This is a genomic window from Arthrobacter sp. GmRoot5-12, from assembly GCF_059739365.1.
Genome location: NZ_AP046056.1, coordinates 3686377 through 3698700, shown reverse-complemented (window position 1 = coordinate 3698700; position 12324 = coordinate 3686377). Strand labels below are relative to the sequence as shown.

7 protein-coding genes are annotated in these 12324 nt (G+C 69.2%); 4 read left to right on the top strand and 3 right to left on the bottom strand.

The annotated features are described in order from the left end of the window. The first annotated feature begins 173 nt into the window (after positions 1–173). Entirely contained in the window at positions 174–1415 is a 1242-nt protein-coding gene (locus tag AC6JAM_RS17060) for an MFS transporter (RefSeq protein ID WP_026265614.1), read from the top strand. Between the two features lie 66 nt (positions 1416–1481). Here AC6JAM_RS17060 and ftsY read toward each other — a convergent pair whose 3' ends face one another. Both ftsY and smc read right to left on the bottom strand, forming a co-directional pair. Next, positions 1482–2687: a signal recognition particle-docking protein FtsY gene (ftsY, locus tag AC6JAM_RS17055; protein WP_497935307.1), complete on the bottom strand. Its 1206-nt coding sequence runs from the start codon at positions 2685–2687 to the stop codon at positions 1482–1484. Between the two features lie 103 nt (positions 2688–2790). Continuing rightward, positions 2791–6414 (bottom strand): chromosome segregation protein SMC, encoded by a 3624-nt coding sequence (gene smc / locus AC6JAM_RS17050; RefSeq protein ID WP_497935306.1) that lies wholly within the window; start codon positions 6412–6414, stop codon positions 2791–2793. A 200-nt stretch (positions 6415–6614) separates the two neighbouring features. On the opposite strand from smc, the gene AC6JAM_RS17045 reads away from it, so the two are divergent. From AC6JAM_RS17045 to AC6JAM_RS17035, 3 genes are read left to right on the top strand one after another with little or no spacing between them, the layout of a single operon-like run. Beyond that, the gene (locus AC6JAM_RS17045) at positions 6615–7667 is read left to right on the top strand and encodes a 3-oxoacyl-ACP synthase III (protein WP_478223264.1); all 1053 of its coding nucleotides are present in this window, start codon (positions 6615–6617) and stop codon (positions 7665–7667) included. Continuing rightward, positions 7661–10363: an alpha/beta fold hydrolase gene (locus AC6JAM_RS17040; protein WP_497935305.1), complete on the top strand. Its 2703-nt coding sequence runs from the start codon at positions 7661–7663 to the stop codon at positions 10361–10363. The genes AC6JAM_RS17045 and AC6JAM_RS17040 overlap by 7 nt, the downstream gene beginning before the upstream one ends. After that, the gene (locus AC6JAM_RS17035; RefSeq protein ID WP_497935304.1) at positions 10360–11331 is read left to right on the top strand and encodes an NAD-dependent epimerase/dehydratase family protein; all 972 of its coding nucleotides are present in this window, start codon (positions 10360–10362) and stop codon (positions 11329–11331) included. Before AC6JAM_RS17040 ends, AC6JAM_RS17035 begins: the two co-directional genes overlap by 4 nt. A 24-nt stretch (positions 11332–11355) precedes the next feature. On the opposite strand, the gene mutM is transcribed toward AC6JAM_RS17035, so the two are convergent. Beyond that, positions 11356–12324 carry a bifunctional DNA-formamidopyrimidine glycosylase/DNA-(apurinic or apyrimidinic site) lyase gene (gene mutM / locus AC6JAM_RS17030; RefSeq protein WP_497935303.1) on the bottom strand — a complete coding sequence of 323 codons (969 nt, stop codon included), beginning with the start codon at positions 12322–12324 and terminating at the stop codon, positions 11356–11358.

The window sequence follows — 12324 nt, the reverse complement described above, 5'->3', positions numbered from 1 at the left end:
TTTTGCGTCCTGTAATGAGTTTGTGGGCGGCGTGTTTCGCCCGCGGAGGATTTAGATTGCGGGCCTGTTACAACAACCTCTAGGAAGTAAATGGTGCATATCCGCCTTGTTACGGTTATGTTTCCGCACCCGCGCAGCCACCCGGCTCCCTTTCCTGCAAGGACTCCTTCACAATGACGGCAACACCCCGCGAAAGCGGCGCCACTTCGAGGTTTTTGGCCCGGCTAAGGCCTCGGCGGGAGAAACTTCCCCGCGACATTAAGGTGATGCTGGCCGCGGCGTTCCTGATTGCGCTTGGATTCGGGCTCGTTGCGCCTGTATTGCCGCAGTTCGCAACAACCTTCGGCGTAGGGAACACCGAGGCAGCCGTCATCGTGGCGATCTTTGCCTTCATGCGCCTTGCCTTTGCACCCGCCGGCGGAGCACTGATCGGCAAGCGCGGTGAACGGCCCGTCTATGTCGCTGGGCTGTTGATCGTGGCCTTGTCCACGGCGGCCTGCGCCTTTGCGCAGGACTATTGGCAGTTGCTGCTGTTCCGCGGCCTTGGCGGAGCCGGGTCCGTGATGTTCACGGTGGCATCGATGGCCCTGGTGGTCCGCCTGGCCCCACCCCAGAGCAGGGGCAGGGTCTCAGGTGCCTATGCGTCCGCTTTCCTGATCGGGAATGTGTGCGGGCCGATTGTGGGCGGTCTGCTGGCGGGGCTGGGCCTGCGGGTCCCGTTCCTTGCCTACGCCGGGGCCCTGCTCGTTGCCGCGTTTGTGGTGCAGACCCAGCTCAGCCACCAGCGCCGGGGCGGGGGTGAAACCCAGCACCGTCCGCCGGACATGCGCTTTGGCGAAGCCGTGGCTGCCGGAACCTACCGGTCGGCCCTGCTGTCCAGCTTTGCCAACGGGTGGGCCACGTTTGGCGTCCGCATGGCAACGGTGCCGCTGTTCGCCGCGGCAGCCTTCGGGGCAGGACCGCAGGCGGCCGGACTGGCGCTGGCAGTCTTCGCTGCCGGGAACGCCGCCGCGCTGACCTTCTCGGGGCGGCTGGCGGACTCCCTGGGGCGCAAGCCGATGATGATCTCCGGCCTGCTGGTGGCAGCCTTCGCGACTGCGGCGATCGGCTTGACCTCCGACCTGCCCTGGTTCCTTGCCGCATCGACGCTTGCCGGCGTCGGGTCCGGCCTTTTCGGCCCGGCGCAGCAGGCCGCCGTCGCCGACGTCATTGGGAACGCACGCTCCGGCGGCAAGGTCCTGGCCGTCTACCAAATGACGTCCGACGTCGGAGCGATCGTCGGACCGGTCGCGGCCGGGCTGCTCGCGGACCGGCTGGGTTTCGGCTGGGCTTTCGGCGTGACCGGCGGCGTCATGCTCCTGGCCGCCGTCGGCTGGCTGCCCACCCGCGAAACACTCCGGGTTAAACCCAACTAGCCCGCAGTTGTTGTCGTTTTGAGGACTCAAAACGACAACTAATGCGAGCTGGTTGGGCTGGCTTAGCTAGTTCAGCAGGGCGTCGACAAAGCCTTCGGTGTCGAACGGGGCCAGGTCGTCGGCGCCTTCGCCCAGTCCGATGAGTTTGACGGGCACGCCGAGCGTCTTCTGGATGGCGACGACGATGCCGCCCTTCGCGGTTCCGTCCAGTTTGGTCAGGACGATGCCGGTGATGTTGACAACCTCCGAAAAGACCCGCGCCTGGTTCAGGCCGTTCTGGCCGGTGGTGGCATCCAGAACCAGCAGGACCTCGTCCACCTCGGCCAGCTTCTCCACCACGCGCTTGACCTTGCCCAGTTCGTCCATCAGGCCCACCTTGTTCTGGAGGCGGCCGGCGGTGTCGATCATGACAACGTCCACTTCCTGCTCAATGCCTGCCTTCACGGCCTCGTAGGCAACGGAGGCGGGATCGGCGCCGTCGATGTCCGACTTCACGGTGGGGACGCCGACGCGCTGCCCCCACGTGGCCAGCTGTTCCGCCGCGGCGGCGCGGAACGTGTCCGCGGCACCCAGCAGGACGTCCTTGTCCTCTGCCACCAGCACGCGCGCCAGCTTGCCGACGGTGGTGGTCTTGCCGACGCCGTTCACGCCCACCACCATCATCACGGCAGGCCTGTCCGCATGGCGCTGGACGTTCAGGCTGCGGTCCATGGAGGGGTCGACAAGCTTGATGAGCTCTTCGCGGAGCATGGCCTTGACGTGTTCGGGGGTCCGGGTGCCCAGCACCTTGACCCGTTCGCGCAGGGCATCCACCAGCTGCATGGTGGGTTCGGTTCCCAGGTCCGCGAGGAGGAGTGTCTCCTCCACCTCGTCCCAGACGCTCTCATCGATCCGGTCGCTGGACAGCAGCGCCAGCAGGCCCTTGCCCATGATGTTGTTGGAGCGGACCAGCCGCTCACGGAGGCGGGTGAGGCGGCCCGGGACAGGCAGCGGGGTTTCGACGGGAATGGTTTCCAGCCCGGCAGCGTCGTTCGGAACCGTAGTGGTGTCAAGCCCTTCGAGGTCCACGCCCGCGGGCGCCGTGCGTTCGATTGGTCCGGCGCTGTCCGCTACGGCGGTGCTGCCGCCGGAGCGGACCTCAGGATCGTTGGCGTCCCGCGTGCCGGGGTACCGGGTGATGTTCCTCCGCGTCTTGAGCAGGACCGGAATCAGGCCGCCGATGACCACCAGCGCAACAAGAATGGACAGGACAATGGGAAGGATGTCATTCACTCCCCTAGCTTCTCACAAACGGCCTGCCCGGTTCGGGCGCGCAGCCCGCCCCTGACCTGCCCCAATGCGGCGCCCCCGCGGCCGCCGGACGCCGGCGGTGCTGCTACACCTCGGAAACGAGCCGCTGGCTGATCACCGTGGAAACGCCGTCGCCCCTCATGGTGACGCCGTACAGTGCGTCCGCCACCTCCATGGTCCGCTTCTGGTGGGTGATGACGATGAGCTGGCTGGACTCCCGCAGTTCCTCGAAGATGGTGATCAACCGGCCGAGGTTGGTGTCGTCCAGCGCCGCCTCCACCTCGTCCATGACGTAGAACGGCGAGGGCCGCGCCTTGAAGATGGCCACCAGCAGCGCCACCGCGGTAAGGGACCGCTCGCCCCCGGAGAGCAGGGACAGCCGTTTAATTTTCTTGCCCGCAGGACGGGCCTCCACCTCGATGCCTGTGGTGAGCATGTCCCCCGGGTCCGTGAGGACCAGGCGGCCCTCGCCGCCGGGAAAGAGCCGCTCAAAAACCCGGACAAACTGGACCTGGGTGTCCTCGAACGCCTCGGCGAAGACGCGCTGGACCCGGTCGTCCACTTCCTTGATGATGTCCAGCAGGTCACGGCGGCTGGCCTTCAGGTCCTCAAGCTGGGTGCTGAGGAACTGGTGCCGCTCCTCCAGTGCCGCGAATTCCTCCAGGGCCAGGGGGTTGACCTTGCCCAGGCTGGCGAGGTCGCGTTCAGCTTTGCGCAGCCGTTTCTCCTGCTCCTGCCGGACGTAGGGCTTCCCTTCCCGGATTTCTTCCCCGCCGGCGTCAACGGGAGCCCGCAGCGCGGCCCACTTGTCGCCGGTCTCCTCCGCAGGCACGGGAACCGGGACGTGCGGCCCGAACTCTGCCACCAGCGCTTCGGGGGTGATGCCCAACTCGTCCACGGACCGGGATTCCACTGCCTCGATCCTGGCCCGCTGCTGCGCACGGGCCAGCTCATCCCTGTGCACGTTGTCGGTGAGGTCGGCCAGTTCGCGGGCCAGGGCGTCGTTGGCTTCCCGGATGTCCCGCAGCCCACGGTCACGCTGTTCGCGGTTTTCCTCGGCCAGGTCCCGTTCGTGCCGGGCGAGGTCCACCGATACGTCCACGTAACGCAGTGCCAGTTCCGCCGCGGCGGAGACGGCGGCCGCACGCCTGGCCTGGATGCGGCGGCGCCGGGCACGCTGGGCTGCTTCCTCCCGGGCACGGCGTTCGGTGGCGGCCGCGCGTTCCAGGGACGCCACCCTGTTGCGGGTTGCCGCCAGCTGCTCTTCGGCGCTGCGCAGGGACAACCGCGCTTCCACTTCCGCTGCACGGGCGGCGGATGCGGCACGGGCCAACGCGTCCCGCTGTTCGGTGGAAGGCTCCTCTTCAACCGGAGCCTCCTGGGCGGCGGCCAGCCGGGCCGTGATGGCAGCGAGCGCCTCCTCCTCCGCGGCAACGTTCTCCGCAGCGCGTGCCAGGGAGGCAGCCAGGCGGTCGCTCTCACCGACGGCGCTGCGCAGGACCGAATTCAGGTGGCCCAGGCGTTCGGCCACGGCGGCCAGGCGGGCATCGGATTCGTGCAGTTTGTCCAGGGCAGCGTCCGCCTCCTCCTGCGCTCCGGCGCGGCGCGCCTCGGCGGCGGCCAGGGCGAACCTGTTCCGCTCCAGGTCTGCCGTGACCGCCAAAAGGCCACGGTCGGCGTCGTCCACCGCCGCCTGCACCTCAAGGAGGGAGGGCGCCTTGGCAGAACCGCCGGCAACGGATACGGCGGTGAACACGTCCCCCTCGCGGGTGACCGCCGTGAGTCCGGGCAGCCCGGCCACCAGCGCAGCCGCGGCGTCGATGCCTGCGACGACGGCGGTTCCGGACAGCAGGTGCCGGACCAGCGGGGTGTGCTCCCCAGGTCCGTCCACCAGGTCGGCGGCCCATTGCGCACCATCGGGCAGCGGCACTGCTTTGGGGGCGGCCGCTCCTCCCGGCGTGGACTCCGTGGCGGGGTCACCCAGGTGGCCTGCCACCGCTGATGCGAGGAGCAGCGACGCCCGCCCGGCGTCGTCGTCCTTGAGCACCTTCAGGACGGCGGCCGCCGTGTCCTGATCCTGGACGAGGACTGCCTCGGAGGCCTCTCCCAGCGCGGCAGCGACCGCCGCCTCGTAACCACCCTGCACGCTGATCCCGGCCGCCAGGCTGCCCAGCACCCCGGACAGCCCTGACTCCAGTACGTGCCTGGCACCGTCCTTGCGGTCCAGGCCGAGCTTAAGAGCGTCGAGCCGGGCGGCAAGGGCGTCCCGTTTGCGGACGCCTTCGTTGACGGCGGCCTTGAGCCGGGCAATCTCCTGAAGGACCGCATCAAGTGCTTCACTGGCGGCCTCGTAATCGGCGTCGAGGGATTCCTCCCCTTCCTCCACGCCGGCCACCTGGTTTTCCAAGGCCGTGAACTCGGCCTGGGCGCGCGCCCGCCGTTCCGTGCCAGCGGCAAGGGACTCCCGCAGCCGGCCCAGTTCTGCCTGCGCAGATTCCACCCGGGACCGGGCCGCCGCCACTTGTCCGGCCAGGCGGGCCAGGCCTTCCCGCCGGTCCGCCGCGGCCCGGAGCTGGGCCGTGAGCCGCCGGTCCTCGGCCACGGCTGCCTGCTCTGCCTCGGCCTTCGCGGCGCTGGCCGTGTCCAGGGTGGTGCGCCTGGCGTGGATGTCCTGTTCGAGCTCGGCCAGCTCCTGCCGCACCCTGGCGGCTTGGCGTTCGAGCTGTTCGGGGTCCCGCGCGGATGCCGGTGCGGCATCGTCGGAGCCGAGCAGGCGGCTGCGCTCGGTGGCCAGCGAACCGAGCGACCGGAGGCGCTCCCGTGCAGTGGACAGCTGGTACCAGGTGTCCCGCGCGGCGTTGAGCCGGGGTGTGGCTTCGGCCGCCAGCTGCTCCAGCGCCGCCTGCTGCCGGCGCCCGGCTTCGAGTTCCTGCTCGACGGCGGTCCGGCGGGCTTTGAGCGCTGCCTCGTCCGCCACGTCCTGCTCCAGGGCCTGCTGCAGCTGGACGAGGTCATCGGCGAGCAGCCGGGCACGGGCGTCCCGGACGTCGAACTGGACGCGCTGGGCGCGGCGGGCCACTTCGGCCTGTTTGCCAAGGGGCGTCAGCTGGCGGCGGATCTCCCCGGTGAGGTCGGTAAGGCGCTGCAGGTTGGCCTGCATGGCCTCCAGCTTCCGGACGGTCCGTTCCTTGCGCCGGCGGTGTTTGAGGATCCCCGCCGCCTCCTCGATGAAGCCGCGGCGGTCCTCGGGGGTGGCGTGCAGGACGCGGTCCAGCTGGCCCTGGCCCACGATGACGTGCATCTCCCGGCCCAGCCCGGAGTCGGAGAGCAGCTCCTGGATGTCCAGCAAACGGCAGGCGGCACCGTTAATGGCGTATTCGGAGCCGCCTGTCCGGAAAAGTGTCCGTGAGATAGTGACTTCGCTGTATTCGATGGGGAGCGCGCCGTCGGCGTTGTCGATGGTCAGCGAAACGTGGGCGCGTCCCAGGGGCGGCCGCCCGGATGTCCCGGCAAAGATGACATCCTCCATCTTGCCGCCGCGCAGGGTCTTGGCCCCCTGCTCCCCCATAACCCAGGCCAGGGCGTCCACCACGTTGGACTTGCCGGATCCGTTGGGACCCACGACGGCGGTGACGCCGGGTTCGAAGTCGAAGGTGGTGGCAGAGGCAAAGGACTTGAACCCCCGGACAGTGAGGCTTTTGAGGTGCAAGGCTTTTCAGGTCTCCTGGAGCGGATAGGACAGTTTTGCTGGAACCGGCTCACTACAATCTACTGCGCAGGACCGACATTTCCCGGGAGCAGCACCCGGAAGCCGGGGCCGGCGCCACGGCCGGATATGCCGGTTCCGGCCCGGCAAAGGCATAGTTAAGCTCTTGAGCCTGCGTTTATGTGGGTACAGTCACCGCATGAATGCGCGACGGAAACGAAGAGGGGCTTGAATTGGCAGGTAATGCAACCTTCCGCCACAGCAACACCGCGCTGCTCTCGGTGAGCAGCGTCGAGGCTCCAAGGATCGTAAGCTCCACGGACTTCGACCGCCACCTGGCGCACACCCTGAAGCGGCTGAAGTTTCCACCCCGGCTGCTTGAGCGCGTTGCGGGCATTACGCACCGCCGCTGGTGGGCCCCCGGAACATCGTTCGACGACGCCGCGGTGGAAGCCGGAGCCAAGGCCCTGGCCGAGGCAGGCATCGAAGCCTCCGACGTCGGACTGCTGATCAACACCTCGGTCACGCGCCGCAACCTCGAACCGTCCGTGGCGGTGAAGATCCACCACGGCCTGAGCCTGCCGTCGTCGGCCATGAACTTCGACCTCGCCAACGCATGCCTCGGGTTCGTGAACGCCCTGACCCTGGCAGCGAACATGATCGATTCGGGGCAGATCAGGTACGCCGTCATCGTCAATGGCGAGGACGCCCAGCTGACGCAGGAGGCCACCCTCGCCCGGCTGCAGCGGCCGGAAACCACCCGCGACGACTTCAACCGCGAGTTCGCCACGCTGACGTTGGGATCCGGGGCCGCAGCGGCCGTCCTGGGACCGGCCGATGAGCACCCCGGGGCCCACCGCGTGGTGGGCGGCGTGATGCGTGCCGGCACCGAGCACCATGAACTGTGCGTGGGCGGCATCGACGGCATGAACACGGACACGAAAGGACTGCTCGACGGCGGCCTCCAGCTGGTCGTGGACGCGTGGCATGAAGCGCAGCCCGAGTGGGACTGGGCGGCCATGGACCGCTACGTCACGCACCAGGTCAGCAACGCCTATACACAGGCCATCATTGACGCCATTGACCTCGACCCCGACAAGGTGCCCATCACGTTCCCGCACTGGGGCAATGTTGGGCCCGCCTCGCTGCCTATGACGCTTGCGGCCGAGTCGCAGTCCCTGGATACCGGGGACCGCGTCCTGTGCATGGGCGTGGGTTCCGGCCTGAACACCGCAATGCTGGAAATCGTTTGGTGATCGCGGACTGGCCGGGCGTGGGCGCCGGGTGGTCGCGCCAGATTGATGTCCCTTCCACAGCCGGCGTCGACGCGCCGGGCACGGTGCGCCGCTGGCACCTGCTGGACAACGGCGCAGAACTCGCCGGCCGTGGCCTGGTTCCCGCCGGGACCCTGCTGTGCGTGCACGGCAACCCCACCTGGTCCTACCTGTGGCGGAGCCTGCTGGCCGCCGGATGCGACCCCGCGCATCCGTGGCGGGTGGTGGCGGTTGACCAGCTGGACATGGGCTTCTCCGAACGCACGGGCACCTTCCGCCGGCTGGCTGACAGGATCCAGGACCTGGGCGACCTGACGGACGCGCTGGCCTTGGAGGGACCGGTCGTCTCGGTGGGGCATGACTGGGGCGGAGTGGTCGGCCTGGGCTGGGCGCTGGCCCACCAGCACCAGTTGGCCGGCGTGGTACTGACCAACACGGCCGTTCACCAGCCTGCAGGCTCGTCCATTCCCCCGGCCTTGCGCCTTGCCCTGCACCCTGCCGTGCTCACATGGGGAACCACCACATCCGACTCCTTCCTGCGGGTGACGCATTCGCTGGCGCACCCGCCGCTGCCCGCGGATGTCCGGAAGGCGTATATGGCCCCCTACCGCGGAGCCGAGCGGCGGGCCGGGGTGGGAAACTTTGTTGCCGACATTCCCGTGGACGCCTGGCATCCCAGCTTTTCTGCGCTCAGCGGCGTGGCGGAAGGCCTCCGGAACCTGAAGGTCCCTGCCCTGATGCTGTGGGGTCCGCGCGACCCGATCTTTTCCGACCGCTACCTCAAGGACCTCATCACCCGCCTCCCGCATGCTGACGTGCACCGCTACGAGGGCGCAGGACACCTGCTCGTGGAGGACCGGGACATCGCCCCGGCGGTTTTCGACTGGCTGGCCGGGCGCGTCAGCGGCGGCGGCAACGGTTCGCCCGCGGTGGGGAACGCCGCTTCCCAGCCACCGGCCCGCGAAGGTTTCCAGCCACTGTGGACGCTCCTCGCCGAACAGGCGGCAGGACCCGCCGGAGGTAAGCCGGCCGTCGTCGAAATGGCTGCGGACGGCACCGTGGCCCGTTCCCTGACGTGGCAGCAGCTGGACTCGGACGTCCACCGCCTGGCCACCGGCCTGCACCTGGCAGGCGTAAGGCCGGGCAGCCGGGTGAGCCTCATGGTCCCGCCCGGGGTGGACCTGACCGTGGCCCTGTATGCCTGCCTGCGGCTGGGAGCCGTAGTGGTGGTGGCCGATGCCGGACTCGGGACGAAGGGACTGAGCCGGGCGGTCAAGGGGGCTACTCCCGACTTTCTGATCGGCATCGACAGGGCGCTGGCAGCTGCCCGCGTCCTGGGATGGGCGGCCAGGCGCATCAGCGTACGCGACCTCCCGGCCGCCCGCCGCCGGATTCTCGGAGTGGAAACCTCCCTGGCCGCACTAACAACGGCGGGTAGGGTGCGCTCCGCCGGGCCCGGCGACGGCAACGGCAACGGCAACGGGAACGGCACATACTGGCCGGACCCGGACTCCCCCGCCGCCGTGCTCTTCACCTCCGGCTCCACCGGTCCGGCCAAGGGCGTGCTGTACACGCACCGGCAACTCGCCGCGATGCGGGACACCGTGGCCGAAACCTTCGGGATCCATCCGGGCCAGCGGCTGGTGGCGGGTTTCGCGCCCTTCGCCCTGCTCGGACCGGCATTGGGAACCGTGTCCGTGACGCCGGCGATGGATGTCACCGCGCCACGAACCCTGACCGCGCGGGCCCTCGCGGACGCCGCAGCGGCCATCGACGCCACCGTGGTCTTCGCCTCGCCGGCTGCCCTGCGCAACGTCGTCGCCACCAGCGGCGGACTCAGTGCGGAGGGCACCGCAGCGCTGAAACGGGTTGAACTGCTGCTCTCCGCAGGCGCCCCCGTTCCCGAACCGCTCCTTGCGGAGATGCAGCGGCTCCTGCCGGGTGCCTCCCTGCACACGCCCTACGGAATGACGGAAGCGCTCCCCGTCACCGACATCAGCCTCGAACAAATCAGGGCCGCGGCTTTCGACGCCGGATCCGGAACAAAGCCCGGGGCCGGCAACGGTGTCTGCGTGGGCCGGCCCGTCCACGGCGCCCGGGTGGCCGTCATCCCCCTGGCGGCAGACGGCACAGCCCCCGGTTCAACTCCTGTCACGGACGCGGGAATCACAGGAGAAATCCTGGTCAGTGCGCCGCACGTCAAGGATATGTACGACCGGCTCTGGCTGACCCAGGAAGCCAGCACCGGTGTGGCCGGATGGCACCGCACCGGCGACGTCGGCCACTTCGACTCCGACGGCCGGTTGTGGGTGGAAGGCCGGCTTGCGCACGTCGTCACCGCGCCCGGTTCGGTGGTGACACCGGTCGGCGCCGAACAGGCCATCGAACGCGTGGCCGGCATCCGGATGGCCGCGATTGTTGGCGTGGGGCCGGCGGGGACGCAGGCCGTCACCGCCGTGGTCGAGACGGTCCCGCCCGTCCGGAAAGCCGGCCCTGCCGGTCCGGAACTGGCTGGAAAGGTCCGGGAAGCCGCGCGCACGGCGGGCATTTCCGTGGCCGCCGTGTTGGTGGTCCCCGCGCAGCCTACAGATATCCGCCACAACGCAAAGATCGACCGGACGCGCCTGTCCCGGTGGGCTGCCTCCGTCCTGGCCGGCGGACGCGCGGGGACGCCATGAAAGTCCTCGTTACCGGTGCAAGCGGACTCCTGGGCCGCGGAGTCGCCGGACAACTGGTGCACCGGGGCCATGACGTCACCACCTTCCAGCGGCGTCCCTCAGGGGTCGACGGCGCCACGGACCACCGCGGATCCCTCACCGATGACGCCGCGGTCAGCGATGCCGTCCGGGGTGCCGAGGCAGTCATCCACCTGGCGGCCAAGGTCTCCTTCACCGGCCGTGCCGCAGAGTTCGACGAAGTAAACGTCCACGGCACCCGGCGGCTGCTCCTCGCCGCCCGCGCGGCTGGCGTGCGGAACCTAATCTTCGTGTCCTCGCCGTCAGTGGCCAATTCCGGCGCCGCCATTGCGGGCCTGGGCGCAGAGCCTGCGGACCCGGAGCATGCCCACGGGGACTATTCCCGCACCAAGGCCCAGGCGGAACTGCTGGCCCTTGCCGCGGACGCCCCGGACTTCCGCGTTGCTGCCGTTCGGCCGCACGTGGTCTGGGGACCCGGGGACACGCAGCTGGTGGAACGGGTGCTGGCGCGGGCTGCCCGGCGCCGGCTGCCGCTGCTGGATGCGGGCGCTGCCCTGATCGACACCACGTACGTGGACAACGCCGCGTCGGCGATTGTTGCCGCGCTGGAGCGCATCAGCCACATCCATGGCAGGGCGCTGGTTGTCAGCAACGGGGAGCCACGGCCGGTGGGCGAACTGATTGCCGGCATCTGCGCCGCCGGTGGCGTGCCTGCCCCGTCGTGGTCCGTCCCGGGGCGGTTTGCCAGGGCGGCGGGGTCCGTGGTGGAAAAACTGTGGCTGAGGCTTGGAATGCAGGACGAACCGCCCATGACGAAATTCCTCGCTGAGCAGCTGTCCACCGCCCACTGGTTCGACCAGCGCGAAACCCGGGAACTCCTCGACTGGACTCCGGCCGTCCCGATCGACGAAGGCCTGGCGCGGCTGGCAGCACACTATGGCACCCGCTGAGCCCATCGCCTGGGCGGCCCGGTGCTACCAGCGGCCGTTGCGTGGCCGCGGCTGGCACACGGGGCAGGTGTGGGACGAGCGGTTCATGAACTGCTCGCGGCGGATGACCGCCTGGATTCCTGCGGCCGCGCACCTTTTGCACGGCTCGCCCTGGCGGCCGTACGCGTTGAGGGACCGGTCGAAGTAGCCTGAGGCGCCGTTGACGTTGACGTACAGGGAATCGAAGCTGGTTCCTCCTGCGGCCAGGGCATCGAGCATGACCTCGCGGGCGCTGTCGAGGACACGCCGGGCGTCCCCCCGGCGCAGGGTATCGGTGGGCCGGGCGTAATGCAGCCGGGCCCGCCACAGCGCTTCGTCGGCATAGATGTTCCCGATACCGGAGACCAGGCCCTGGTCCAGCAGTGCCCGCTTCAGGCCGGTCCGGCGCTTCCGAAGCCGCTGGTAGAAGAGGTCGAAGGAGAACGAAGGGTCCAGTGGATCGCGCGCAATGTGCGCGGCTTCGGCGGCGATCAGGGGAAGGGGGGATTCCGCGAGGCCGCCCGGGCCGCCGTCGTCCGTGGGTACCAGGGCGGTGACAAAAACGCCTCCGAAGATCCGCTGGTCCACGAACCGCAGCTGGTCCGGCATGCCGTCGCGGGGACTGAGCCGGAAACGGACCTTGAGGTGCCTTTCATCGGGAACGCCGGGGCCCTGCATCAGCAGCTGCCCGCTCATGCCCAGATGCGCCATGAGCGCCACCTCGGGAACGCGGGTGTCCTCCCCGGCGTTCGGCAGCGCAGCGGTGCCGTCCAGCAGCGGCATCCAGAGGAACTTGCCGCGCCGCACGACGTCGGCCACCGTGGCGCCTTCGAGGTTGCCGATGAAGTCCCCTGCCCCGAGGGCGTGGCGCCGGATGGAGCGGGGATCGATGACGTCCACGGCGCGGATGGTCCTGCCGCGGACCCAGTTCACCAGGCCGCGGCGCACCACTTCGACCTCTGGCAATTCAGGCAC

What these genes read in the sequence shown, in the direction of transcription:
- AC6JAM_RS17035 (WP_497935304.1), top strand. Translation starts at nt 10,360, where the DNA reads ATGAAAGTCCTCGTTACCGGTGCAAGCGGACTCCTGGGCCGCGGAGTC.
- AC6JAM_RS17060 (WP_026265614.1), top strand. Translation starts at nt 174, where the DNA reads ATGACGGCAACACCCCGCGAAAGCGGCGCCACTTCGAGGTTTTTGGCC.
- AC6JAM_RS17045 (WP_478223264.1), top strand. Translation starts at nt 6,615, where the DNA reads ATGCGCGACGGAAACGAAGAGGGGCTTGAATTGGCAGGTAATGCAACC.